Source organism: Lacrimispora amygdalina (assembly GCF_003432035.1).
Classification (GTDB): Bacteria; Bacillota; Clostridia; order Lachnospirales; family Lachnospiraceae; genus Lacrimispora; species Lacrimispora amygdalina.
In genome coordinates this window covers 1-26,810 of the sequence record NZ_QOHO01000006.1, presented here as the reverse complement: position 1 = coordinate 26,810, position 26,810 = coordinate 1, and the positions used below count along the sequence as shown (strand labels likewise).

At 41.2% G+C, this 26,810-nt stretch carries 25 protein-coding genes and 1 pseudogene; 23 read left to right on the top strand and 3 right to left on the bottom strand.

Annotated elements, in window-relative coordinates; genetic code table 11:
* Positions 1-88: 88 nt before the first annotated feature.
* A complete protein-coding gene (locus DS742_RS01665) occupies positions 89-1,525 on the top strand; it encodes a serine hydrolase domain-containing protein (RefSeq protein ID WP_117415306.1) in 1,437 nt (478 codons plus the stop codon).
* On the opposite strand, the gene DS742_RS01660 is transcribed toward DS742_RS01665, so the two are convergent.
* Entirely contained in the window at positions 1,522-2,121 is a 600-nt protein-coding gene (locus DS742_RS01660) for a DUF421 domain-containing protein (protein ID WP_117415305.1), read from the bottom strand. The two genes, DS742_RS01665 and DS742_RS01660, sit on opposite strands and share 4 nt — an antisense overlap.
* Before the next feature lie 129 nt (positions 2,122-2,250).
* Here DS742_RS01660 and DS742_RS01655 point away from each other — a divergent pair, with 129 nt between their 5' ends.
* The 9 genes from DS742_RS01655 (at position 2,251) to DS742_RS01615 (ending at position 10,434) form a co-directional block, all read left to right on the top strand.
* Entirely contained in the window at positions 2,251-2,451 is a 201-nt protein-coding gene (locus tag DS742_RS01655; RefSeq protein ID WP_117415304.1) for a YwbE family protein, read from the top strand.
* 9 nt (positions 2,452-2,460) lie between these two features.
* On the top strand, positions 2,461-3,693 hold the full coding sequence (locus DS742_RS01650) for an MFS transporter (protein ID WP_117415303.1): 1,233 nt from the start codon (positions 2,461-2,463) through the stop codon (positions 3,691-3,693).
* 23 nt (positions 3,694-3,716) lie between these two features.
* Positions 3,717-5,006: an alkaline phosphatase family protein gene (locus DS742_RS01645; RefSeq protein WP_117415302.1), complete on the top strand. Its 1,290-nt coding sequence runs from the start codon at positions 3,717-3,719 to the stop codon at positions 5,004-5,006.
* 152 nt (positions 5,007-5,158) lie between these two features.
* Positions 5,159-5,665 (top strand): hypothetical protein, encoded by a 507-nt coding sequence (locus DS742_RS01640; RefSeq protein WP_117415301.1) that lies wholly within the window; start codon positions 5,159-5,161, stop codon positions 5,663-5,665.
* A gap of 101 nt (positions 5,666-5,766) precedes the next feature.
* Positions 5,767-6,363: a hypothetical protein gene (locus tag DS742_RS01635; RefSeq protein WP_117415300.1), complete on the top strand. Its 597-nt coding sequence runs from the start codon at positions 5,767-5,769 to the stop codon at positions 6,361-6,363.
* A gap of 5 nt (positions 6,364-6,368) precedes the next feature.
* Positions 6,369-7,241 carry a phosphotransferase gene (locus DS742_RS01630; RefSeq protein ID WP_117415299.1) on the top strand — a complete coding sequence of 291 codons (873 nt, stop codon included), beginning with the start codon at positions 6,369-6,371 and terminating at the stop codon, positions 7,239-7,241.
* A 128-nt stretch (positions 7,242-7,369) separates the two neighbouring features.
* The gene (locus tag DS742_RS01625; protein ID WP_117415298.1) at positions 7,370-7,969 is read left to right on the top strand and encodes an acetate uptake transporter; all 600 of its coding nucleotides are present in this window, start codon (positions 7,370-7,372) and stop codon (positions 7,967-7,969) included.
* An 86-nt stretch (positions 7,970-8,055) separates the two neighbouring features.
* Positions 8,056-8,508 carry a YaiI/YqxD family protein gene (locus DS742_RS01620; RefSeq protein WP_117415297.1) on the top strand — a complete coding sequence of 151 codons (453 nt, stop codon included), beginning with the start codon at positions 8,056-8,058 and terminating at the stop codon, positions 8,506-8,508.
* Between the two features lie 75 nt (positions 8,509-8,583).
* Positions 8,584-10,434 carry a glycoside hydrolase family 3 protein gene (locus DS742_RS01615; RefSeq protein ID WP_117415296.1) on the top strand — a complete coding sequence of 617 codons (1,851 nt, stop codon included), beginning with the start codon at positions 8,584-8,586 and terminating at the stop codon, positions 10,432-10,434.
* 186 nt (positions 10,435-10,620) lie between these two features.
* On the opposite strand, the gene DS742_RS01605 is transcribed toward DS742_RS01615, so the two are convergent.
* Together DS742_RS01605 and DS742_RS01600 are read right to left on the bottom strand one after the other, a co-directional pair.
* Positions 10,621-12,360: an ABC-F family ATP-binding cassette domain-containing protein gene (locus tag DS742_RS01605; RefSeq protein ID WP_117415295.1), complete on the bottom strand. Its 1,740-nt coding sequence runs from the start codon at positions 12,358-12,360 to the stop codon at positions 10,621-10,623.
* A 52-nt stretch (positions 12,361-12,412) separates the two neighbouring features.
* Positions 12,413-12,526 (bottom strand): annotated as a pseudogene (locus DS742_RS01600) (winged helix-turn-helix transcriptional regulator); the annotation flags it as partial.
* A gap of 146 nt (positions 12,527-12,672) precedes the next feature.
* Between DS742_RS01600 and DS742_RS01595 the strand changes: the two are divergent.
* From DS742_RS01595 to DS742_RS01530, 13 genes are all read left to right on the top strand, one after another.
* A complete protein-coding gene (locus DS742_RS01595; RefSeq protein ID WP_117415294.1) occupies positions 12,673-13,611 on the top strand; it encodes an ABC transporter ATP-binding protein in 939 nt (312 codons plus the stop codon).
* A gap of 16 nt (positions 13,612-13,627) precedes the next feature.
* Entirely contained in the window at positions 13,628-14,368 is a 741-nt protein-coding gene (locus DS742_RS01590) for an ABC transporter permease (protein WP_117415293.1), read from the top strand.
* Positions 14,365-15,345, top strand: coding sequence for an ABC transporter permease (locus DS742_RS01585; protein ID WP_117415292.1), 981 nt, complete (start codon positions 14,365-14,367; stop codon positions 15,343-15,345). Before DS742_RS01590 ends, DS742_RS01585 begins: the two co-directional genes overlap by 4 nt.
* A gap of 76 nt (positions 15,346-15,421) precedes the next feature.
* On the top strand, positions 15,422-18,043 hold the full coding sequence (locus DS742_RS01580) for a winged helix-turn-helix domain-containing protein (protein ID WP_117415291.1): 2,622 nt from the start codon (positions 15,422-15,424) through the stop codon (positions 18,041-18,043).
* A gap of 38 nt (positions 18,044-18,081) precedes the next feature.
* Positions 18,082-19,344 carry a hypothetical protein gene (locus DS742_RS01575; RefSeq protein WP_117415290.1) on the top strand — a complete coding sequence of 421 codons (1,263 nt, stop codon included), beginning with the start codon at positions 18,082-18,084 and terminating at the stop codon, positions 19,342-19,344.
* Positions 19,345-19,395: 51 nt separating this feature from the next.
* Positions 19,396-19,869, top strand: a complete 474-nt coding sequence (locus DS742_RS01570; RefSeq protein WP_117415289.1) for a MarR family winged helix-turn-helix transcriptional regulator — start codon at positions 19,396-19,398, stop codon at positions 19,867-19,869.
* A gap of 343 nt (positions 19,870-20,212) precedes the next feature.
* On the top strand, positions 20,213-20,614 hold the full coding sequence (locus tag DS742_RS01560) for a metal-dependent transcriptional regulator (protein ID WP_117415287.1): 402 nt from the start codon (positions 20,213-20,215) through the stop codon (positions 20,612-20,614).
* A gap of 86 nt (positions 20,615-20,700) precedes the next feature.
* Positions 20,701-22,437 (top strand): RICIN domain-containing protein, encoded by a 1,737-nt coding sequence (locus tag DS742_RS01555; RefSeq protein ID WP_117415286.1) that lies wholly within the window; start codon positions 20,701-20,703, stop codon positions 22,435-22,437.
* 151 nt (positions 22,438-22,588) lie between these two features.
* The gene (locus DS742_RS01550; RefSeq protein WP_117415285.1) at positions 22,589-23,029 is read left to right on the top strand and encodes a LytTR family DNA-binding domain-containing protein; all 441 of its coding nucleotides are present in this window, start codon (positions 22,589-22,591) and stop codon (positions 23,027-23,029) included.
* Positions 23,030-23,506, top strand: coding sequence for a cation diffusion facilitator family transporter (locus tag DS742_RS01545; protein WP_117415284.1), 477 nt, complete (start codon positions 23,030-23,032; stop codon positions 23,504-23,506).
* 129 nt (positions 23,507-23,635) lie between these two features.
* Positions 23,636-25,087, top strand: a complete 1,452-nt coding sequence (locus DS742_RS01540) for a DEAD/DEAH box helicase (RefSeq protein ID WP_117415283.1) — start codon at positions 23,636-23,638, stop codon at positions 25,085-25,087.
* A 50-nt stretch (positions 25,088-25,137) separates the two neighbouring features.
* Positions 25,138-25,659, top strand: coding sequence for a YehS family protein (locus tag DS742_RS01535; protein WP_117415282.1), 522 nt, complete (start codon positions 25,138-25,140; stop codon positions 25,657-25,659).
* 45 nt (positions 25,660-25,704) lie between these two features.
* A complete protein-coding gene (locus DS742_RS01530) occupies positions 25,705-26,751 on the top strand; it encodes a LacI family DNA-binding transcriptional regulator (protein WP_117415281.1) in 1,047 nt (348 codons plus the stop codon).
* Positions 26,752-26,810: the final 59 nt, after the last annotated feature.

The window sequence follows — 26,810 nt, the reverse complement described above, 5'->3', positions numbered from 1 at the left end:
GAGGTATTCTTTCATTGTATTATTTGATAATTTGTCATACAATGATGTTAAATGCAAAAGGATCTGATTAAAATTTGGGAGGTAGCGTATGAGACTTGAAAAAGCAACACCAGAATCACAGGGAATCCATTCCCAGGCGATTCTGGAATTTTTAAACAAGGTAAATGAACAGGGATTAGAACTTCATTCATTTATGCTTCTTAAGAATGGCAAAAATATTGCTGACTGCTGGTGGAAGCCCTATGAGCCCCAGTACAGACATCAGCTGTTTTCCTTAAGTAAAAGCTTTACATCCATGGCAATTGGCCTGGCAGTTGAGGAAGGCCTTCTGACAACAGATACCCCGATTGCTGATATTTTTGCAGCTGAAATGAACGAACTGGGGGAAAAGGTTGATGAGAAAATTAAGAAAATGACCGTGAAAAACCTCCTGACAATGGGAACCGGTATGACATATGAAAACTGGAACTGGGATGATGAGAATTTTAATAACATTCTGGGATTCTTAAGCTCCCATGTAAAGAATGAGCCTGGAAGCGCGTTTTTTTACAATACCATGGCTACCTATATGTGTTCTGCAATTATTACAAGATTAACCGGACAGAAGCTTGCAGACTATCTTATGCCCAGGCTGTTTGAGCCGCTGGGAATTGACCCCGTCTGGGAGGAAGATAATCTGGGTATCAGCTTTGGAGGCTTTGGACTGAACATCAAAACAGAGGATATCGCCGTTTTTGGGCAGATGCTTCTGCAAAAAGGAGAATACAATGGACGGCAGCTCGTACCTGCAGCATGGATAGAGGAAGCAACCTCCAAACAGATTAATAACGGAGATGAAGCGGATAACGATTGGTGCCAGGGCTATGGATATCAGTTCTGGAGATGCGTACCCAAAGGAGTATACCGCGGAGACGGCATGTATGGACAATACTGTATCGTTATGCCTGAATATAACTGTGTACTTGCTGTAACAAGCAATGCGGACATGGGTAAATTTATGAAACTGATCTGGAGTGACCTTCTTCCGGCACTTGGAGGGGAAGCGGCTCTGCCTCAAAGTGATGATTACAGCAAATTGGTTGAGTTTGGGGCAGGCCAGACACATCTGAAGGTGAACGAAAATGCACAATCCTATCCCGTATTTCGAGCAACCTACCTGCTATCTTCGGATACTGCAGCGGAGAAAGATTTCAAAATAAAAAAGATCAGATTTGATTTTGAAAATGGCGAATGTCTGCTTGCTCTGTATAACGGGGAAAACTCTCAGCCCTTATATGTGGTCCGTTTTAAAGAGAAAAAATGGGTGGAGAACACGAAGGCATTCTGGGAAGAAGAATCCTTTTACAGAGCGGTCTGCTATGGGGAGTGGAGTCATGAGGAGTTTTCCGCCTGCATCTGGCATTATGAGACACCACTGAATACAAAACTTAAGTTTACGTTCGGTGAGGAAAGGAACAGGGTGGTTTTGCAATTGACTGCGCAGCAGGAAATGACACTTAACTATGTTAAAATAAAAGTAAGTTAAGGTTCATTTTTACCCTCTTTGTTTTTAGCGGTAACCTCCCGGAATATATTGTCTGAATCGCTTTTTTGTGTTTTCTGGGAGCCTGCCATTAATTGATTTTTCTGTGATATCTCCGCCATTATAGTAATAAAATCTTCCTTTGTCAGAGGCTTTTTATCATCCTTTAGTTCGTAGCCTATTTGACCGCTTACCTCAATGGTAGCTGTTTTTACATCTTTTATGGAGTTTACACCGTTTTGGCGCAGGCGTGTTTCAAGTCTGTCGACAGTAAGCCGTAATTTTTTCAGGTTTTTCAGAATGATCTCACCATTATCAATAACAATGACAGCTTTGCCTGAAAAAAGAGATTCGAAGATGTCAAATTTTATTTCCAGATATTCCGAAATAACCATGAGCATAGTGAATATAAATGCAATCAGCAATGTGCCCCAGATTTCTTCTTCAGCAATCGGCTGTATTAAAAGAGAACCGATGCCAACCATAACAATGGTCTGAGTGATTGTCATCTGTGAGATTGATTTACGCCCTCCCAACCGCAGTATAAATTTACCTGCGAGAAAAATAACAATTGTTTTCCATATTAAACTATAATCCATCACAAAATCTCCTCTACGAATTTTTAAGTTATTGCTTATTATTAATTCATTTAGACATTATTATGTAACAGCTATTAAATTAGGGGGTATGAGGAGCCCCGGCAAATTTCAGCAATGAAAGGAACATAAATGGACGGAACAGTAAGAAAAGATATTAAAATCGGTGACCGCGTTATGGTGGTGCAAAAACAGGATCAGAGAACAGGCAAGCTGACAGAAGGTGTGGTCCAGAGAATACTGACTAATTCTCCCAATCATCCAAGAGGCATTAAAGTAATGCTGGAAGGAGGAATAGTAGGGAGAGTACAGGGAGGAATGGACCGGAAATAGGAGGGTTCAATGATAAAATTAAGCAGGGAAGAGAAGTCATGGATACTGGTTGACTGCGGTAATTCAGCTTATTCCATGGCTGTCACCACCGCATTACTGCCAATTATGTTTGGAATGTTTGACAATGTGAAACGCAGCATGGACCTGGGATACTTCAATTCTATTGCCAGTATACTGGTTGCTGCCTTAAGTCCCGTTTTAGGTGCTGCTGCTGATTATAAAGACAAAAAGAAGCGCTTTTTTGTATTCTTTACCTGTCTGGGTGTTCTTTCCACAGCGTCGCTGGCGTTGATACCTCCGTCCAGCGGGCAATGGCAGCTTTTAATTTTGTTTTTTATCTTATCAGCAATTGGATTTGCAGGATCCAATATTTTTTACGATGCATTTATTGTGGATGTTGCAAGTGATGAAAGAATGGATAAGATATCCTCCCTTGGCTTTGCATTTGGATATATATCCAGTGTGATACCCTTTGGCATCAGTCTTGTGCTTATATTTCTTCTTGGAATGGAAAAATCAATCGGATATCAGATTGGATTTATCATTACTGCTTTATGGTGGGGACTCTTTACCATACCCATGATCAGAGATGTAAAACAGGTACATTATGTAGAACCCCCGCAGGATATGGTAAAGAATAGTTTTAAAAGACTGGCGGAAACATTTAAACAGATGAAACAGTATAAAACAGTTTTCTGCTTTCTGGGTGCATATTTTTTTTACATTGATGGTGTGGATACCATAATTAAGATGGTAATTCCCTATGCCACCGCTGTTATGGGAAATAATGCGCTGGATACCTTTTCACTGCTGGCAATTTTACTGATTATACAGATAATCGCCTTTCCCTGTGCTATTTTTTATGGAACTATGGCGAAACGTTATTCAGCAAGAACCATGATTATTGCAGGGATATTTACTTATATTATTTCCTGTGTTGCTGCATTTTTTGTAACCTCTGTATGGCATATTTTTATTCTTGGTGCCATGATCGGTTCTGCACAGGGCGGGATTCAGGCGCTGAGCCGGTCTTATTTTGCGAAGATTATTCCAAAGGATAAATCCAATGAATTCTTTGGGTTTTACAATATATTTGGTAAATTCTCAGCGATTATGGGACCAACGCTGATGTCCCTTACAACAGTAGTTACCGGCAATGCGAGGTGGAGTATTCTGGGGATTATTCCTCTCTTTCTGGTGGGATTCCTGATTTTTATAAGACTTCCGAAGGAACAAAATTAAGGTAAAGGATGGTGAAATAGAAAATGAACAAGGGAAAAGCAAAGCATTTAATCGTGGTCTCTTATGATGCATTTTCTGAAGATAACTGGGAAAAAGCAAGCCGCCTTCCCAATCTTTCCCGATTAATAAAAAACGGAGCTTCCAGCACAAAATTAAAAAGCGTGTATCCAACGCTTACCTATGTCGTACATACAACCATGGTCACCGGAGTATATCCGGATAAGCACGGAATCTATCATAATAACCCGTTTCAGCCATTTGTTGACGAAGAAGATCAGGCGTGGTTCTGGTTTAGAAAAGATATCAGGGTGCCTGCTGTGTATGACGCATTAAAGAAGCAGAAGATGAAATCAGCTGGGATTCTGTGGCCTGTTACCGGTAAAGCAGCGATTCGTTATAATATGCCGGAGATTAAGGCGATTGGACAGGAGAACCAGGCTTTGAAGATATTGAAAAACGGAAATCCGTTTTTTTGTATGGGGCTTGAGCTTAAATACGGAAAAATAAGAAAAGGGATTGAACAGCCTTATCTGGATGATTTTACAGTCATGTGTGGAAGAGATACCATATTAAGAAAAAAACCGGAGCTATTGATGATTCATTTTATTGATCTGGATGATGCAAAACATCACCATGGGACAGACAGCCCGGAGATTGACAAGGTTTTAATCCGCATGGATGAAAGGATCGGCAAGCTGATGGAAGCAGTTGCTGAGGCAGGTATTTCAGAGGAAACGGTTTTCATGGTGCTGGGTGACCATGGTCAGAAAAATGTCAGGTATAAAGTGAGGCTGAATCAATTACTCAAAGAAGACGGTCTTATTTATGAAGGTAATGGGAGCATGCATTGGAGGGCGTATCTGCAGTCCACAGGCGGGTCAGCCTATTTGCATGTAAAGGATAATGATGAGGAGGCGAAGCAGCGTGCGCTGCGGATTCTTCAAAAAGCGGCAGGAGAGGAAACCTTAGGTATTGAAAAAATCTATACCGGAGAAGAACTGAAACGGTTCCATGCCTTCCCGGTTTCCGGCTGTATGCTGGAAGCAAAATCAGGTTATAGTTTTGATGACAGAATTACGGGACCCCTTGTGACGGATTTAAAAAAAGAGAATAAAACATATGCGACTCATGGATATTCTCCGGAGAAACCAGAATATGGCTGCTGCTTTGTCGTGTCAGGAAAAGGGATTAAGAAAGGATACCAGCTGGGTGAAATCCATATGGTAGATATTGCTCCAACAATGGCCGCCATCCTTGGCGTTGAGATTGGACCTTGTGACGGAAGAGTTCGGGAAGAGATGTTCATAGGCTAACCTCTGGGCTTTATTGACAGTTATGCCGAAATGGAATATTAAAAATTTCAAATAATCTTAGAAATACCCCAAAGAATCCGATAAACATACTAAGAGATGCAGCAGGCTGGTTGCTGACAGTCTCTGAAAAATTCAGAACAGGGGGTATTTCTATGAGTAAAAACAAATTTTTAAAAATTCTTTTCAGCGCTTTATTAATTATGACAATGGCATTTACAACAACAACTTCTGCATATGCTGCAACAGGAACTAAGAAGGTAACTTCTTCCGGTAAAATGAGCATCGTGTTAAATAAGGGACAGACCGGCAATTCCAGTGAAGTTACATTCCGGGTTTCCGGTCTGCCTGCAAATGCTGTAATTACAAAGCTTGAGGTAAATCCGGGTTCGCTGAAAAGCTATTCAGGAGCCATGCTGACCAATTACCTTACCATAGCGAGCAGCAACAGGAGCTCAGCAGAGAAGGTGAGCTGGAACGGTAAGGAAAATACAACATTGACAACTAGCGGGTTTTTAGCTTCAAGAGCTAATGGAACGTATACAATTTCATTTAACTGCACTTGCTTAAGCGGTGCAATCTCTCACGGAATGATACTGGATATTGGTTCTAAGACTTACTCCAATCCATACATTACAATTTATTGGGACGACTCTTTTTAATTTTCTGTTATCGAAATAAAAAGACATTACATGGAAGATTTTCATATGACCAGCCCATATGGAAGTCTTTCGTCAGATAAAAAAGATAAGGAGTACATAAGATGCGAATTGGAAATGACCAATCCATAGCACAGAGCCGTCCGCTTAGCGGAACAGGGAAGCGGGGGAATGTGCCGTCACCAGATTATAACGATTTTCATTTTAACACAAAAACAGCACCGGCAATGAGTGATGATAAATATCATACAGCTATAATAGAACAGGCCAAAAAGGATCAGGCAGCCGGGAAATTCCAGTCAGAGTCCGCCGGGTTCCGAAACCTGGTAAAAAGCTATGTTTCCGCTGTTTCACCTGATCGGAAAAGTATTATTTCAGAGGGTTTAAGGGCGGTATATAAAAATATCAGAAAGGAGCCTAAAACCTTTAATTTGCTGGATTATATGTTTGGTTCTGTAAAATACAGCAAGGAAGCAAACGATGATGTGTCTTATGCCGAATTTTATGACAGCAACGGAGAAATGGTAGCTTCTTACTCCAATGGCAGATGGATTTCCTATGGAACAAAAGCGGAAAATGCCCGTGAAACTGAGCTTTGGGGGATATATAATCATGCATGGAATAGTGCGGCGAAAGCAAGCCGGGAAAATCAGGGGGCAGCGAATGGAAGCGCAGCGGCTTCCATTGATGTTACAGGTTGATATGTATGACAGTGGATATAAATGTAAATTGGGGAATTAATGGAGATCCGGTTGCCACTACGCCAACAACCTGGGAATTGGCAGGAAAATATATACTAAAATTGGTGAACACGCAGAAATCTGCAATAAGTAATATAAAGCTTACTGCAGTACTTCGTGCTCATGGAGTTCCTGTGCCGCATATCCTGAAAACAAAAGATGGTACAGATTTTATAGTGGAAGAAGAGGGGTGCTATCTGTTAATGGAGAAGCTGGCTGGCAGCCATATTAAAGATGTGTTTAAACAGGATTATGAGGCCATTGCTTATGAGACTGGCATCATTGCTGCGAAAATCCACAGTGCACTTATGACAGTTACTGATAACCGGACAGATTTCCCGTTATTTTATGAGGAACTGCAGGGCTGGATTAGCAGTGGGCTTTCCGCCAGCAGTTTGTTGACAAAAGAAGAATGGTCCGGGCCAATGGAAGCATTATGCTGTATTTATCCCAATTTACCGAAGCAGCAGATTCACCGGGATCTGCATTATGGTAATTTGCTGTTTGAAGGAACAACATTAACCGGTGTTCTGGATTTTGACTTAGGTAAACAGGATGCCCGACTATTTGACATAGCTTATTTCCTGTTGGGACAATTATTAGGTCAGAAGGATTTTTTGGCAATAAAGGATAACTGGCTTATATTTATCAGCCAGTTTCTCAGTGGTTATGAAACTATTATTGTTTTAGAAAAAGAGGAAAAAAATGCACTTCCGCTTATGATGCAGTGCATTGAACTTTTATTTATAGTCTTTTGGCAGCAGCAGGAGAATCAGGAAGCAGCTAAAGAGACAGTGGAAATATATAAATTTATCAGTATGTGTCAGGTGTCAGTTTAATTGCTGGAAAAATGAATGGGTATGACTAGAGGAAGACAAAACAGATTTCTGTTGAATTTTGTTAAAATAGATGATATTATATGCCAGGTGCGTTTTCGCATATAACACTCGAAAGGATTTTTTTAACAATGTCAACCAAAACAGCTTCATCAATTCAGTCAACACCAACAGCTCCATCAACCCCTTCTGCCATTGCCAATCCGGCTCCTCTTGGACTTTTAGGATTCGGAATGACTACCTGCCTGCTGAATATCCACAATGCAGGATTTATTCCTTTATCCATTGTAATCGTTGCAATGGGATTTGGATTAGGTGGTGCCGCTCAGATCATAGCTGGTATTATGGAATTCAGGAAAAACAACACATTTGGAGCAACAGCATTTACAGCCTATGGTTTTTTCTGGTGGTCTTTGATTTTAATCTGGATCAACCCGTTTAAAGGAATCGAAGCTGCTGACCCAATTAGCATGGGATATTACCTGGGTCTATGGTGTGTGTTCACCCTGTTCATGTTTATCGGAACTTTAAAACATAACCGCGCCAGCCAGGTGGTTTTTGGCTCTCTTACCGTTTTATTCTTCCTGTTGTCACTGGCTGACTTTACCGGAAAAGAATCCATACATACAATTGCCGGATATGTGGGAATGTTCTGCGGAGCGTCCGCTATCTATAATTCTATGGGACAGGTTCTGAACCAGGAATTTAAAAAGACTGTTTTTCCTTTATAAATGAGGAACAAAAGAGGATTTGAAGCGCAATGTTTCAAATCCTTTTTCAGTATAAATACTTATCATTAAGAAAGAGGTGGAAATAAATGACGATTTACGTAGATGCAGATGCCTGCCCGGTAGTTCGTATTGTAGAAAAAACAGCAAAGGAACATAAAATAAATGTTTGCCTCCTATGTGATACCAATCATGTGCTGCAGTCTGATTACAGTGAGATCAGAATTATAGGCGCAGGAGCTGATGCTGTGGACTTTGCATTGATAAACTTATGCAAATCCGGCGATATTGTGGTAACACAGGATTATGGAGTAGCGGCGATGGCGCTGGGAAAAGGCGCGTATGGAATTCATCAGTCAGGAAAGTGGTATACCAACGATAATATCAATCAGCTCCTTATGGAACGGCACATCGCAAAAGCGGCAAGAAGAGCGAAATCTAAAAATCATCTGAAGGGGCCTGGAAAAAGAACAAAAGAAGATGATGAACGTTTTGAAGAATCGTTTCGAAAGTTAATTATTTATGCGGCCGGAAAAGAGTGACTGGTTCTTGCATATCACTGTTAACGGGAGTAAACTAATTGGAAAGATTATATCATTATAAGGGGGAATTTAGTGATGAGAGGTGGCGTGACAGGGGTATGTCTGACTTTCATGCTGGCATTAACGGGATGTATGGGAGTACAGACGAATAATGTTGGTCAGACGGAGGTAAGTACGTCTGCTGAATCCGACAGTAAGATTAGCAGTACATCGGTGGAGGATATTCTTGGGAGACTGACTCTTGATCAAAAGGCAGCTCAGATGGTACAGGGAGCAGTATACAATATACCGGATAATATGATGAAGGAGAACTGCTATGGAAGTATTCTGTCCACATTTGGTGAAAATTCCTTAAACGCATCAGAATGGAAGGAAATGATCTTGAAATATCAAAAAGAAGCCATGAGTTCAGAGGCAGGTGTTCCTTATATATACGGGAATGATGCGGTTCATGGCGTGGCCACCTGTGAAGGAACTGTTATATATCCCCATAACATAGGAATCGGTGCTGCCAATGATAAAGAATTAACCTATCAGATGGGATTAGCAGTAGCAGATGAAGCAAAACTGACGGGTATGCTCTGGAGCTTTTCTCCATGCTTGTCTGCGGCACAGGACCCCAGATGGGGGCGCACCTATGAAAGTTATTCCTCTGAAACCAGCATGGTTACAGAACTAGGAACATCCTTTACCAAGGGGTTAATTGATGGGGGGATTCTCCCCTGTGCAAAGCATTTTTTTGCAGACGGTAATGTTTTGTATGGAACAGGTGAAACATCAGATGGAGAAAAGCGATTGATTGATCGTGGTGATGCGAAACTCTCAGATGGAGAAATTCAGGATTTATTAAAGGTTTATCAGGCACAAATCGATGCTGGTGTTAAGACGATCATGATCAGTCACAGCAGTGTAAACGGTACAAAGATGCATGCCAATGAAAAATATATATCAATGTTAAAAAATGATATGGGCTTTAAAGGTTTTATCGTTAGCGACTGGGATTCCATACATAATATACCAGGTGACAATTTAAAAGATCAGACAATAACTGCAATCAATGCAGGTATTGATATGCTGATGGAAGATTGCAAATTCGAGGAGTGCCGCAAATATATCGTTGAAGCGGTAAATGAAGGCAAAATTCCAATGGACCGTGTGAATGATGCTGTCAGCCGGATACTAACGGTGAAAAAGGAAATGGGAATTTTAGATGATCCGATGATGGAGAAGGTGACGTCTAAGGAGAAGAGTGCCGGTTCGCAGCAATACAGGGATTTAGCCAGATCGTTGGTAGAAGAGAGCCTTGTATTATTAAAGAATGACAACGCCATACTGCCAATTAAAAAAGGAACTAAACTATTTGTTACAGGACCTGCCGCAAATGACGTGGGAGTACAGTGCGGGGGCTGGACCGTTACCTGGCTTGGCAGTTTGGATGCAGAAAATCACGGTCACAAATGGATACCGGAAGGAAAGACCATATTGGATGGTCTGAATGAACTTGCCAATGAATATGATCTGACGATTATCACTGACCAGGAAAAAGCCGCTGATGCCGATATGACCTTATTGTGTCTGGGAGAAAAGACTTACACGGAATGGAAGGGTGACAGTGCGGACATCAGTATAACCGGCAGTCTCGGCCTTGCTGGCAATACCAAAGCCATCGATCTTGCCAAAAGTATAGGTCACCCTACCGTTGCACTAATTGTAGCTGGAAGAAATGTTATTATCAGCGATTACATGAAGCAATGGGACGGTATAGTAATGTGCTATCTGCCAGGAAGTGAAGGGGATGGGATAGCTAATGTGCTTACTGGAAAGAAAATTTTTAAAGGAACCCTGCCTATGCCATATTACTCAAGAGTTGAGGATATCAGAACAGATCAAGTCCTGTTTCCAGTGGGATATGGGTTAAAATATTAGATGCGGAAAAACGCTGCCCCATATCATATGCCTTGAGACAGTCCTCTGGATGGGACCATCCTTTCTCTTACAGACAAAACAGCTGGTACAGCCTTTGTAGTTTATATCATACAAATGGATAAGCTCTGTTTCCGCACCACAGGGAGCAATACAATGAAGTACCGCCCCGTGTGGTATTACAGAAATTCAGAGCCGCTGAATAATAGTTTCCAATTCTTCGGATAAAACTTTTGCCAGCTCAAAATCGGTATTTTTTAAAGCCAGTTCTATTTTGGTTTCGACTGCCTTTTTCTTTTGTTCTAATTCTAAATAATCTTTATCGAAATGTCTGGCGTAGGTCATTTGTCTGAATTTGCGCATGCTCATTTTCCGGATTGTCTTATCATCAATGATTAAGACATGATCTGCACAGTTTACGATAGAATAAAAATCATGAGATATCATCAGAACTGCTCCTTTGTAATCTCCAATCGCTTTTTCCAATGCTATTTGAGAATAAGTATCTAAATGGCTGGTCGGTTCATCAAGGAGCAGTAAATCTGCTTTGCCTGCAGAAATTTTGGCTAATTGAAGAATATTTTTTTCGCCGCCGGACAGAGCACCTATTTTCTGATGAAGGACTGATTCATCAAATGCAAAATTTGAGAGATAGGAGCTGATTTCATCGCACGTTTTGAAGCCCAGACCAAAAAATTCATCCAATACTGTTTCAGACTCGTTTAACATTTCACCCTGAAGCTGGGACAAAAAGGCTGTCTTAACGTTTTTCGCTATCTCTATGGAGTCCTGGTTATTTTTAAAAATATCCCGGAGTAGTGTGGTTTTTCCCGTTCCGTTTGGACCGATCAGGGCAACTTTTTCTTGGGATTTGATCTCAAAATTAACGTTTTCTAAAAGCATTTCATCAAATGCAACACTGTAGTCGCTGACTTTTAACACGGTTTCATCATTCCGTTCACTGGCAGTTGTGAAGTGGATTTCCGGCTGTTTGATATCCACAAATGGAGCCTGGATTCTTCGGGCTATTAACCGTTCCTGGATTTTCTTTCTTGCTTTTAAGGATTTTCCTCTGGCTGCTTCCGTATGTGTGGTTGCCAGTGATCTTAAATTATTGATTATAATCTCATTTCTCTGGATCTCTTCTGTATCAGCGGCAGCCAGTTCCTGTAATTCAATTTTATTTTGAAGTAAGGAAAAGTTATAATCAATATACCGGCCTTCAAATTCCTGGAGAAGTTTGTTTTCCAGGTGGATGATTTTGTTAAAACAGTGGTTTAATAAATACCGGTTGTGTGTGATAACCAGCATGGTTCCTTTGTGTGAATTAATCAGATTCTTAAGAGAATTCAGATTCTCAAAATCCAGGAACACATCGGGTTCGTCCATTATAATTAAGTCAGGCTGGGTCAGCATTTCCTTTATTACCTGAACCAGCTTGAATTCTCCGCCGCTGAGCTGGGAGACAGGCAGATTTTCCTGTTTGCCTAAGTCTGCCATGCTTAACTGCTTATTCATGTTGCTTTCGAAATTGTCTCCGTCAATCGCCTGAAAGGCATCCAGGGCCTGCTGATATTTTTCCAGAAGAGTATCGATGTCCGATGAAGTTTCCATTTCAGTGCAGATCGATGTGATTTCATTCTGCAGTTTCATAAATTCCTTACCGATATATTCGGATACGGTTATTTCCTTTGCATCATCCACTTGAGAGAACTGGCTGACATATCCAATTCTGCAATTGGGATATATCTCCAGTTTTCCCTCAAACATGTATTTTTCAGGATCCATAAGGATATCGGCCAGCGTACTTTTCCCGCTGCCGCTTGTGCCGATAAACGCACAATGCTGACCTTCTTCTAAAGTGAACGAAATGTTATGATACAAATCCTTCTGTGGAAATGAGAAGGATAGATTTTCTATTTTTATCATGCAATTCCTCCGTATATTAATTTGCCATTGGTAGCATACCATCTTTCATACATTATTTCAATTCATTCATTTGTTTGGTTATATTTTCTTTTCCCCATTCGCACATAGCGAGGACAATGGGAATAAGGCTTTCGCCTTTCTGCGTCAGATAATATTCAACCTTGGGTGGAACCCATTGGCTTAGACTTGCAGGAAACTAAGACTTATACGACAATAAAAGATCAACCATTACAATCAGCCAAACGGTTGATTTTTTTATTTATAAAATCCAGTATGATATCCATAGCAAACAAATAAGGAGAGATAAAATCGATGGATAATCTAATGACAGTCAGCAATTTAAAAAAGAGTTTTAAAGAAAATATTGTCCTGAAAGGAATCAGCTTTGAGATACGCCGGGGAGAAGTGTTATGCATTCTGGGCCCTAATGGTGCAGGAAAGAGTACCACCATTCATATTCTCACCGCTGTACTGGGGAGTGATGAGGGGGATATCCGTTTTAAAGGCACAAAAATCAGTAAGATACTTCGTACCTATAAACAGTCCATCGGCATTGTTCCCCAGGATATAGCTCTATATGAAGAGTTAAGCGCAGAATGCAATCTGAGATTTTTCGCTTCTCTGTACGGACTTTACGGCAGCAGACTTAATGAAGCGGTAGAGGAGGCACTTGCATTTGCAGGCTTAAAAGACCGCAGAAAAGATAAGGTGAAAACTTTTTCAGGCGGGATGAAGAGGCGTCTTAATATTGCATGTGCCATTGCCCACCATCCGGAACTGGTCATCATGGATGAGCCCACGGTGGGAATTGATCCCCAGAGCCGTAATCATATTCTTTCTTCCATTAAAAAGCTGCAGAATCAGGGCATGACAGTTATTTATACGACTCATTACATGGAAGAGGTGGAAGTGATCTCATCCCGTATTATTATAATGGACCACGGCGCTGTTCTCGCAGAAGGAACTAAGGAAAGTTTAAAAGAAGATATTCAGAATGAAAAGAGGTATATCATAGAGGTAGAGGAAAATGGCACCATCGGGCACGATGACTTTTTTGCGGTGGAAGGTGTTAAGTCAGTAAAAATAGATGGTAATACCTTTGAGATCACGTCGCTGAAAGGGATAGAAAATCTTGACCGGATCATCTCCCTGTTAAGCGATCATGGTGAAAAAATACGGAATATTACAAGCGAGGCTGCAAGTCTTGAGATGGTTTTCTTAAAGCTGACAGGACGCAAGCTGCGTGACTGAGAAAGGAGAGTTGGATATGCGTCGTTTTATAACAATTTTTAAAATGGATTTCAGCAATTTGTTTAAAAATCCGGTTCTTGTAGGATACAATTCAGCATTTGCAGGTTTATTAATATTGATTCTGGGTTATTTATGCGGAGGGGATTATGCTGACAGTAACACTGCATATCAGTATTATACAGTATCTCTTATCATTTATGGGATGTTAAATGGAGCCATGACTGCCTCCAACTGTTTTATGGAACGGGATATCAAACGGGCAAATCTTCGGATTATTTATTCCCCGGCGGGAGGTTTTTCAGTTTATTTTTCCAAAATGACCGCGTCGTTTCTTTTTAATTATATCCTGCATTCACTACTGCTTGTAATTTTGTGCCCGCTGCTCCATGTCAGTCTTGGGAGCAGTCCGGTCTTCTTTCTTCTTTTGATGGCACCGGTAGAATTTGCGTCAGCAGCTCTTGGAATATTCTTCTGCTGTGTGTTCCACTGTGAAGAAACCACCAGTACATTGCTTAGTACGGTAATCAGTCTGCTTTGTGTTCTGGGGGGGACCTTCTTTTCTCTTGATGGAATGGGCAGTGTGATGGCCTATGCCACGAAGATATCACCTGTAAAATGGCTGAATGAAGCTTTCTTTACTCTGTCCTGTGACAACAGTTACCAGTATTTCTGGCCGGTATTTATCACTGCGGCGGTTCTTTCTGTGCTGCTGACATTGGGCTGTGGATTATTTTTCAGAACGGAGGATTATATATGAGGACCTTTACAACCACTATTACTAACATATATGAGCGGACCATTCCCCGCATTATTACGCTGATTTTGTTAACAGCATTTACCCTTGCCTCTATGGTACTGGCAGTTCATTTGACGGAGGTACAGCAGGTAAAAGGCCGGATTGTTCTGGTAACGGACAAATCTGCTGAGACTTTACCTCAAAGCTCAGCAAGACTTAATATCACGGTATCCCCGGAAAAACCGCCTCATTCTGCACTTGTGGAACAAAAATATGATGCTTATGCGACAATCGGCGAAAACGGTGAATATCAGATTGAGACCCTTCGCAGTGACAGTTATAAAAACATGGTGCTGGCACTTCTTAAAAACCCGGATGCCATTCTTAAAGATAGTAAAACAGCCCGGGGCGTTGGCGCAAATATTATAGGTTTCATGATGATGTTTCTTCTCATGGAGGTTTTCGCCAATTTGTTCGCCTTTGCAGATGACAAGGAGCAGGGACAATTGCGGCGGATTACGGCAGCACCGGTTTCTTTTTTGGGTTATCTTGCGGCGCATTGCGTCTACTGCCTGTCCATGTTTCTGCCGGAATATATTCTGCTTATTATTTTAAAATACTGTGGATTTGATATTGGCTTCACACTTTTGCAGTATGCCGGTTTACTTGCAGTCATGGGATTATTCGGTATTTCATTTGCACTGCTGTTAAATACACTGATTAATAAACCGGATAATGCTTCCATGCTTGGCAGATCCATCATCGTTTTAACATCAATGCTTGCAGGCAGCTTTTACTTATTCACCAAAAAAAATATTCTGCTGGATCTGATTATTAAGGTGCTGCCGCAAAAACAGCTCATGAATTTTGTTGAGTATATGGAACGGGGAGAGGCGTGGCAGCACAGCCTCAGCATTATTTATGTAATTGCGCTTTCCATTGTTATGTTTGCAGTTTCCTGCTGCGTATTACAAATGAAATATATTAAAAGGGTATAAAAGCGATACACTTCTTGTAAAAGCCGGCTGCCTGCATTACAATGAAAGTAATAAATAAACGACAGGTGAATAAACGATGGAGCATTCCTCAGATATATTACTTCTTACTACAAAATTAAAAATACCGGCACCCCGTAAAAATTATATTGTACGCCATGGATTGTTTGAACAGCTGTCCCAATGCAGGGATATGAGTATTATCTTTCTAAGCGGCGGTGCCGGTACTGGCAAAACAACGCTACTTTCATCATTTATTCATGAAAAGGAACTTAAAAATGTATGCTGGCTGTCGCTGGATTATTCAAATACCAATGTGTATTCCTTCTGGCTTTATTTCACTGCGTCAGTCAGCGCTCTCTTACAGGATGAAGGAAGTCTTCTAAATCTGATGAGAACCAATCCGGACACCAAATATCTGGAGAATCTGCTGATTACGCTGATTAACCGGTTATGGGGAGACGAAGAATATTACATGGTGTTAGATGATGTCCATTGCATCCGTGATGAAGCTCTCATACGAACCTTTGAATTTTTTATTGAATCAATGCCATCCAACTTCCATTTTTTTATGCTTTCACGGGAAGACCCGCCTGTATATTTAGGCCCGATGGCAGTATCCGGCCGTTTGCTGTTTATTGATGGAAAACAAATGCAGCTGACTGAAGAAGAGGGGATTGCCTTTCTTAAAGAAACGATGAAGCTGGGGGGCAGCGATGAAGAACTGAATCAATTAAACCACTTTGCGGAAGGATGGATTGGAGGCCTGCAGCTTGCGGCGGCAGCCAAAGCGGCGGGAAAGTATTCAGGCCAGCTTCTGCGTGCCGGGGGCGGAATTGCTTCCCAATACCTGACCCGTGAAATTATTGATGCTCTCACAGAAAAAGAACAGGATTTTCTGATAAAAACAGGATATCTTTCATATTTCGATGCGGACATCTGCAATAAGTTATTCCAGGGCTTTACAAAACAGGAATTCGATCAGATGATGGAACGGTTCATGGAAAAAAATCTGTTTCTGATCTGCCTGGACGAACAAAACGGAATATACCGCTATCACAATATTTTGTCGGAATATTTAAAGCAGCAGTTTAGCTGTCTCCCTGAGGAGCAAAAAGCAGAATACTGCAAAATAACAGCAGGAGCATTTGAAGAAAAAGGGGATTTTGAGGAAGCCCTACAGGAGTATTGTGAGGCAGGCAATTATAAAGAGGTTCTGCGTGTGGCAAAAGCAATGGAAGGCAGGATAGAGGCGTGGAATTATCTTGATAAGGTTCCGATTGAGTTTTTATTTCAGGATACGGATCTGGCCGCCCAATGCTTTATATATAATCTGGGAAATCTAAATATGGAACGCTGCCGCGTTATTTATGAAAAGTTTAAGGAATTGTATGAAGATTCAGATTTGCTTAGTATTGTTGACTTTGCTCAGATCTATTTTACCAATGAGAATGGGATTTTGCCTCAATATCCTGCGTTGACAGATAAACAGATTGATCAGATTCCTTATGGACCAGTGGTAAAAGCTGTGCTGCTGATTGAAAATGCCGGCGCATTATTGGAAAAGATGCAGTATGAGGAAGCGGAAAACTGCATTATAAAAGGGATTAAGATAGCTTCCGGTTTAAATCCTTTTATCGACTTTTTTGCTTATAATCAGTTGGGGCAGGTTTATGAAGAAATGGGACGGTTTAATGACAGCTTTTCCTGTTATGACAAATCAAAAGAAGTACTGAAACCGATTAATGGATTAATGGGAATAGAAACCAATTATTATTTCGGTCTGGCTGGAGTTTATATGCGCAGAATGGAACTGGAGCAGGCGGAAGATGTGCTGGAGCAATCAAGGAAGCTGTTGGAGGAACGTCATATTCATGTGGATATTACTGACATGACGCTGGCTTACCATCTGGCTGAGATGAAGTTCCTCCGGGGAGATAACGATACAGCGGTCTCTTATGTTGAAGGGATTTTGTCTGAGTATCCGAATTACAGCGTGCTCACTCTGGGACGTCTGCTCTATGAACTTGCCTGTATTGACAGACTCTCAGAAAATCTTTCTGATAAGTTTTTAAAAGAACTGGAAGATGCGAAGAAATATAACCAGCAGCCCCTTATGAAAATGCTGCGTGCACGGATTCTGTTTAAGCTTGGCAGTACGGCTGAGGCATTGAAAGAAACCGAAGACATACTGATTTCATCCCGTCTTAAACATAATAAGCTTCGTCTTGTAGAAGCCGGTATTTTGAAAATATATATGCTTTCGCATGTGCAGGTGAAGGCAGCCGGCCAGCGGGAAATCAACAATTTGCTGGTTGAAGCGATTCATTATGCGCAGGAAGACCGCATTCTTATGCCGTTTTATCTTGATCGGAATACACTGCTGCCTATACTGAAGGAATTGCATCAAAAATTATCTGGCAGTCAGTTAATGAGCGCCGCGGAAACAGCATTTTTAGGTGAAACCATTGTGATTTGCGGAGGCCAGACTGTTAAGGAGAGTAAGACCGAGATGCTGTCAGCCCGTGAATATGAGGTATTAAGCCAGTTGTCTCTGGGCATTACCAATCGGGAGATTGCTAAAAAGCTTTGCATATCCCAGGCTACGGTGAAAACCCATGTACTCAGTATTTTTGGTAAACTTGGAGTATCATCCAGGATGCTTGCTGTGGAAAAGGCGAGGAAAGAAGGACTTATATAAGTCCGGATTCTGGAAGCATAAATTATGAGGTGACATCAATGAGGAATTCATATATCCGGTATAAAGTTGAAGCATGGGACAGCTTACAGCATTTATTTAAAGTGAAAAAGATCAATGATCATACATTACATTTTCTTGCAGCATTTGAAAGTAAGTTGGATTATAGCCGTTTGAAGAAATCTATTGCCGTGTCAGCTGAGGCTTTTCCTTTACTCAAATGCCGCTTTAATGAAAACGGAAGACGGCCATACTGGGAGAACTGCAGCTTTACGGCAGATGAAATACTGACTTTGATTGAGACGGAAGATGTTGATAATGCTGTGAAACGGTTCCTTGTTTCAGAGGTAGATGCATTTACAGGACCTCAGATAAAACTGGGTGTGATTCGTAATACAAAGGCAGATACTCTTGTAATATTAATGAATCACATGCTGTGTGATGCTGCCGGGTATAAAGATTATCTGTATCTGCTTAGCAGCATCTACAACAATATCGGGAAAAATGCCAATTTCCATCCTCCGGTCTCAGGAAGCCGGAGATTATCTCAGATCAATCAGATGTTTTCCTTAAAAGACAGAATGAAAATTCTGTTTAGTAAGAATGACATGTCTGCCCATGATCCGGCCAGGTTTCAGCTGGAAGGAGATTTAAACAATCCATTGATAGAGATCAGAAGCATCCCGGAAGATGTTTTCCTGGGACTGAAAGAATATGCAAAGCGTCATAATGCTACGATAAACGATATGATACTTACCGCATATATCCGTACTCTTTATAAAACTTTTGGTTATGTTTTTGCAATTCCCAGCACGGTTGATTTAAGAAAGTATTTACCCGGTCATAAAGCAGAGGGTATTTGTAATTTATGCACCAATCTTACCTGCGGCATCGGATCAGACATCGGAATAACCTTTGAAGAAACCCTTCTGAAGGTCAGGGATAGCATGAATAAAGAAAAATCCAGTATATCCTGTTTGAAAAGTATATCTATGCTTGAAAAAGTATTTGATGTATTGCCTTATAAACTGGCAGAAAGTATTGTGAAAAAAAGTTTTAAGAATGCACCAATTGCTTTTACCAATATTGGAATAATTGAAAAAAACCGTTTTTATTTTGATAAGCTGAAAATTAAAAATGCATACATGACCGGTTCCGTGAAATACAGCCCTTATTTTCAACTGGCGGTTTCTACCTTTGATAATAAACCTGTACTGAGTGTTAATCTTTTTGGGTCAGAGACTGATCGGAATAATATTTCTGCTTTTCTGGATCAGGTTGTTTTGGAATTGTATGGAGTATGAAGGCATAGATTATGACTTGACAAAAGCGTATAGTAACCATATACTTGTGGTATGGATAAAATCACAACAAATAAACATCAAATTGCATACGATTCGCTTCATTTTGCTTCTGCTTTGATTGAACTGGATAAGAAGACCCGTTACTACGGAACAGATGTGCCGATTTTTCATTCTGAGATACATGTAATAATGGCTATTGCGGAGCATCCGGGTGTCCATGTAGGTGGATTAGCCGATATCCTGGGAGTGACGAAAGGAGCTGTTTCTGAAATTCTCAAAAAGCTGGAGAGAAAGGCTCTGGTTATAAAGGAAGTCGATGATCTTAACTTGTCCAGGTATTCGTTGTATCTGACTGAAAAGGGCAAAAAGGCTCATGGCAATCATATGCATTACCATACGATCTTAAACAGTATGGTTGAAGAACAGCTGGAAGATGCTTCAGAGCACGATTTAAAATTTTTATCAGACTTTTTTTCATCTATGATCAGTAAAGTAAAACGTTTTAATGATAATTTTGGGGAATAAAATTTTGACAATGTGTATGGTACCCATACACATTTTGCGTGATTGAGTTAGGAGGTACTAACATTAAAAGGAAAAAAATATCAAAACCATATAGCATACCTGGAGCCAGTGAAGTTGATGAGCGGGGGTATAAACAAAAATTAGCAGCAGACGAAAGAGCTTTACGAACTATTTATCAGGCATTTACTTCATATGGAACTTTTTGCTTTAATCCATATGAATTCCCCCTTTTTCCCCCGATGAATTTATTTGATATTGAATGGGAACCAAAAAAACGTGATAAATAAATTTGTATGAAAGTGTATGGCAACTATACTCATTTTTGCACTAAGGAGGATTTGTGATGTATCAAAATATGCATTATAGTTCAGAGAAAAAACTCAGCCCATCAAAGGAGGAATATTTAAAGGCCATATTCCTGTTATCAGAGAAGGAGGAGGCAGTACGTTCCATTGATCTTGCTGTTTATTTAGGAGTTTCCAAGCCAAGTGTAAATAATGCCATAACAATATTGCAGGAGAAAGGACTGGTAGTGAAACCGTTAGGCGGTGAAATCTGTCTCACTGATGAAGGGCGTACACAGGGTAAAAGGATTACAGCCAAATATCAGCTGCTGAAACAATTTTTGGTTGCATGCTGTAAGGTTAATGAGGAGACAGCCAGTAAAGATGCCTGTAAAATAGAGCATTTTATCAGTGACGAGGCTGTTTTGGCCTTAGAAAAATATTGTAGTGAGATTAAATAAAATATCCGGTATCTGTTTACATATTCAGGCCATATTACTTTTTATTAATTGAATGCATTCAAACAAAATTATTGAGGAGGATATGTATGCTAAAAATTAAAAGAGTGCTGGCCTTTGTACTCAGCTTTATGTTGGGGTTTTCCATGGTGCCTGAGATTCCGGCACTGGCGGCAAATGTAATGACAGTAGATTGTGCCAATGTACTCAGAGAAGTGACACATTGTGCCAATGGCTCTCTGTACGGAATGACAGAAAGTATTCCGGCTGATATAAACGGCCTTGTAGCACCCTTAAAGCCCTATGTTATGAGAAATCCTGCCAGGGGCGGCGGAGGAAATCAGCATCCGTTTGGAGATGCGATTCTGGTATCACAGAAGCTTGCGTCTGTTCCCAGTGCAAGAGTATCCATTGATTTAGCTGATATGCTGCCTGGCTGGCCGTACCGCTGGCCGGGAATGACCAGCTGGCTGAATCAGGTGAAATCTTTTATTAACGATAAGAAAGCATCGGGCCGTAATAATTATTATGGTTATGAAATCTGGAACGAGCCAGGGGGAACCTGGAATTCGTCCAACGGAAGTTTTAATGACATGTGGAAACAGACCTATGATGTGATCCGTGCCAATGACCCAGGCGCCAAAATTATAGGACCCTGTGAGAGCTATTACAACAATTCCCGCATGAAAGATTTCCTGACTTTTTGCAAAGCCAATCACTGTCTTCCGGATATTATGAGCTGGCATGAGTTGTCAGGCGGACCGAAGACAATTGCCCCCAACCTTAGAACTTACCGGGCTCTGGAGGTTTCACTGGGAATTAACCCGCTGCCAATCAGTATCAATGAATACTGCGATCCAAATCACGATCTGGAAGGCCAGCCGGGATCATCCGCCCGCTTTATTGCAAAGTTTGAACGCCATAAGGTGGAAAGCGCCTGTATCACCTGGTGGTTTGTACCCACTCCCGGAAGGCTTGGCAGTCTTCTTGCAACCAATACGGAAAAAGGTGCAGGATGGTATTTTTATAAATGGTATGGAGATATGACGGGAAACATGGTTTTCGTTACTCCGCCAGGCGATGACAGCGATCTTGTAGATGGTGCAGCATGCGTTGATTCCAGTGCGAGATACGTAAGCTTTATTTTTGGAGGTCCCAATGACGGGACTGTGAATACAACCTTCAAAAACCTGCCTTCCTTTATCGGTTCCACTGCATCTGTTAAAGTGGAAAAGATAGACTGGGTGAGCAAAGATACCGTATCCAGAGGGCCGGTTGTACTGTCTTCTTCCAATTATCCTGTTGTAAACGGGCAGATTTCCGTAAATTTATCCGGCTGCAACAATAGTTCCGGTTACCGGATCTATATTACTCCCGGAACTGGAACAGATACGGGGATTGTTTCCGGAGAGACTTATAAACTGATTAACAGGGGCAGCGGAAAAGCGCTGGATGTTGCCAACGGATCCACCGCAGACGGAGCTGACGTGATTCAGTGGGGTTATAGCGGTCAGAATAATCAGAAATGGATCCTGACAGATACAGGGAATGGGTATAAACTGAGCAATACAAAGAGCGGTAAGGTTCTGGATGTTTATAAGAATTCAAAAGAGGACGGAGCCGACGTAATCCAGTGGATGGACAACGGACAGAATAATCAGAGATGGAACTTAATTGATCTGGGAAATGGCTATTACAATCTTGTAAATGTAAACAGCGGCAAGCTTCTGGATGTAGAAAAGGGCTCCGGGGCTGATGGCGGAAATGTAATCCAGTGGAGCAGCAACAACGGGTATAACCAGCAGTGGCAGATTACTGCGCCATAATAGGAGCAGCAGCATGAATAGGGCACCCTGTCAGATATTGGACAGGGTGCCCTGTCTGGCATGATGGTTTTAAAAACCGGCAACTTGCTTCCTGCCATATTGTACCTCTCATTTAAATTTGATATATTGAATTTGAAAGGGGGGAGCAGCCTTGAAAATTACAATCCAGACAAATGAAACGGTAAAGGATACGGAAATTACGATTGTGTGCAGTGCAATAACACCTGAGGTCGAAAAAATTATTTCAAGATTAAAGGTATTAGAGAACCAGCTGGCAGCGGTAAATGGAAATGAAACATTTTTTCTTGATATTTTAGAGCTGCTTTATATTGAAACGGTTGATAAAAAAACGTTTGTATACACGGCAGATAATGTATATGAAACGGAGATGAAACTTTACGAGTTGGAAGAACAATTTGAACAATTTGGATTTTTCAGGGCAGGAAAGTCATGTATCGTGAATCTAAAACACATTAAGTCGCTGAAAGCAGAATTTGACAGAAGAATAAAAGTGACGATGGAGAATGGAGAACAGTTAATTGTATCCAGACAGTATGCGGATGAATTTAAGAAGAGACTGGGGGTTAAATAAATGCAGAATAAGAAAACTATTTTTGATTTTTTGGCGCAGGGGTTCTGCCTGTTCGGAGTTACAGTGGTTATTTTAAATCTGATATGTGTTATGATTGGGGATAGTGCGAAAGAAATTTCCAGTATGTTTTCCCTGGGGGGCAAAGGGCTTTCAGCAGATACCATGTTACAGTTTCTTATTGTATCATTGCTGATAACAGGAGCGAGATTTCTCTATTTTAATGATGTGATTGTAAAAAGGGCTTCCATTGCGGTCCGCACGGCTATGCTGCTGATCACGGTTATTGCAGTAATTGCTGTATTTATTTATAGCTTTGGGTGGTTTCCGGTGAATATGTGGCAGCCCTGGGCGCTGTTTTTAGCTGGATTTGGAATTTTATTTTTATCAGGAACAGCAATAACGTATCTGAAAGAGAAAACAGATAACAGAAATATGGAAGAAGCCCTAAGGAAACTGAAGGAAAGACCGAATTTATAATCATAAAGTACGAAAAATGGCAGTAAAATCAAGTTACGGTTGTTAGTTGCCCAATGAGATGATAGAATGTTCACATGCAGTCCTGAAATTATATGACTGCACCGTATTAACGGAACGAGAGGAACAAAAATGATTCAGAATAAATTCGGCAGTTTTTCTTTGAGCAACGAAATCCAAAAGGCACTTCGTGTTTTGGATTATGAAATACCCACGGAAGTTCAGGAACGTGTCATTCCACTGGCATTAGAAAAAAAAGACCTTATTGTGAAAGCAAAGACAGGCAGCGGGAAAACCGCTGCCTATGCAATTCCCATCTGTGAGATGATTGACTGGCTGGAAAACAAACCCCAGGCACTGGTTCTTACTCCCACAAGAGAACTGGCGGTTCAGGTGAAAGAGGACTTTACCAACATCGGACGGTTCAAACGGATAAAAGCAGCAGCAATCTATGGCGGCCATCCGTTTGCTGTTGAGAAGACAGAGTTAAAGCAAAAAACGCATGTAGCAGTGGGCACTCCCGGGCGTGTGATGGATCATATAAGAAAAGGGACTCTGCCTTTAAGTATGATCAGCTGCCTGGTCATAGATGAGGCGGACCGGATGCTGGATATGGGATTTATTGACCAGGTAGAGGAAATTATAAAAGAGCTTCCTAAGCACAGGGTTACCATACTGTTTTCTGCCACGATGCCTCATAAAATAAAAGATCTGTCATTGAATGAGAGCAGGACGCCAGTCCAGATCGATATTCATGAGGAAAAGAATATGACAGCGGATATCGATCACTCCCTTTTTATTACGTCAGAGGAAGATAAATTTGAACTGCTTACTGATATTACGATTATGGAAAATCCGGACAGCTGTATCATCTTCTGCAGCACAAAGGACCGGGTGGATCTGGTATGGGAGCGGTTAAAACAGATGAATTACCACCCGCAAAAGCTGCACGGCGGCATGGAACAGGCAGACCGGAACTTAGCCATACGCCGGTTTAAAAGAGGGCAGTACCGGTATCTGGTTGCTACGGATGTGGCGGCAAGGGGCATTGATGTGGATCAGATATCCCTTGTTATTAACTATGATATTCCTCTGGAGGCGGAAACTTATGTGCACCGGACAGGAAGAACCGGGCGGGCAGGGCACAAAGGGAAGGCGTTTCTGCTGGCGACTCCATCCCAGGACCGGTTCGTCAGGCAGATTGAAGCATTCATTGGATTTGAGATTACCAAACGGGCAGTCTATGAGAAAGCCGAGGTATCAAAGGCCAGGCTCATTTTTGATAAAAAAATTAAAACAGCGCCTGAGATCAGACAGTTGAAAAGCGATCAGTTAAACAAAGGGATTATGAAACTGCGGTTTAACGGCGGTAAGAAAAAGAAACTCAGAGCAACGAACTTTGTGGGGGTCCTGTCCAATTTAGAAGGCATGTCAGCGGAAGATATCGGAATCATAACTATTCAGGATACACTTACCTATGTGGAAATATTAAACGGTAAAGGACCAATGGTGCTGGAAGCCATGAGCCATACCACGGTAAATGGAAAACAATTAAAGGTAACAAAAGCATTGGATAAATATTAATGGCGTGTTATAGTAAAGCATGAATATAAATTAAATACAAAGGGGTTTTTATGGAAAATATCGATATATTGAAGAGATTAAGATATGCACTGGATATCAAAGACAGTGATATGGCGGAGATTTTTAAAATGGGAGGAGTTACGCTTACAAAAGCGGATGTGCAGGAACTGTTAAAGTCCAGTGACAGCAGTGATGCCGCTGCGTTAAAAAAAGAAAGCCAATCCCCGGTGAATCATATATGTAATAATCATATGCTGGAATCATTTTTAAATGGTTTTATCATCTTTAAAAGAGGAAAAAAGGAACCAAAACCAGGGGAATCCGAGGACTCAAATTTTATGATAAAAGACGACCGGAATGTGAACAACGTTTTTCTTAAAAAGGTTAAAATAGCACTGGCCTTTACCGGAGATGATATGCTTGCAGTTTTTAAAGCCGGAGGAGCGGAACTGTCAAACGGGGAATTAAGTGCCCTGTTAAGAAGAGAAGGCCAGCGCAATTACAAGGTCTGCGGGGATCGTTATGTCAGAGTTTTCTTAAAGGGGCTTGCAGAGCGATGCAGGAAAAAATAACAGGATAATTTAAGTGCCAGCTTTTGTTAAAAGGGGTAACGAGCCATGGTGACATTAAAGGAAATTGCAAAAAGATGTGACGTATCCGTATCGACGGTATCCAATATTTTAAACGGGATACCAAAAGTGAGCGAGGAGACCAGGCAGAAGGTATTACAGGTAATAAGGGAAACCGGTTATCAGCCCAACTATATAGCCCAGGGACTGCGTAAAAAGAAGACTAAATTAATCGGAATTATAGCCGAGGACATTTCACTTTTTTCCACGCCCATAATTATTGAAAGCATTATGTCTTATTGCGAAGCCAAAAACTACAGAACAATTATGGTGAATCTCCGGTTGTATGCCAGATGGAATGAACAATGGTATCATGATGAAGAGGAATATAATTCTGTTTTAAATCCGGCGATTCAGGAACTCCTGTCAATTAAAGTAGACGGGATCATCTATGTACCCGGCCATGCCAGAAATATGCGCTGTTTTGCCCGGGATTTTAAAATCCCTGCAGTCATGACATACGGCTATACCCATACGCCTGAGTTCCCTTCCGTTGTCATCGATGATGAGAAGGGGGGATATGATATGACGGAATATCTTCTGAAAATGGGACACAGGCGGATTGGTATTATCGGAGGCAGGAAAGACAACATCCATATGGATAAGCGGCTTCTCGGTTATCAGAGAGCTTTGTTTGACAGGCAGATCTTTTACAATCCGGACCTGGTATGCTATGGAAACTGGGACCGGGAATGCGGTTATGAGGGTGCAAAAATACTGATAAAAAAGAACGTTACGGCGATTTTCTGCTTATCAGATGTGATTGCAGGGGGAGTTTATGATTATCTGGAAGAGAATGAACTGGAAGCCCCGGAGGATATCTCCGTGGTGGGATTTGACGATCAGGTGATTGCACAGTATTTCCGTCCTTCGCTGACCACTGCAGCACTCCCTTTAAAAGAGATTGGAAAAAAGGCGGCAGAGTTACTGATCCGGTCATTAGACGGGGACGAAGAACAGACAGAAAACCAGTCTGGTGAAGTTGCACTGCCATGTTCCGTTATTATCAGAAAATCAGTAAAGAAATTGTTGTAGTAAATAATACAGGGATAAATTTAAAAACAGATGCTAAGTGAACTGACCCCCATAAGTTA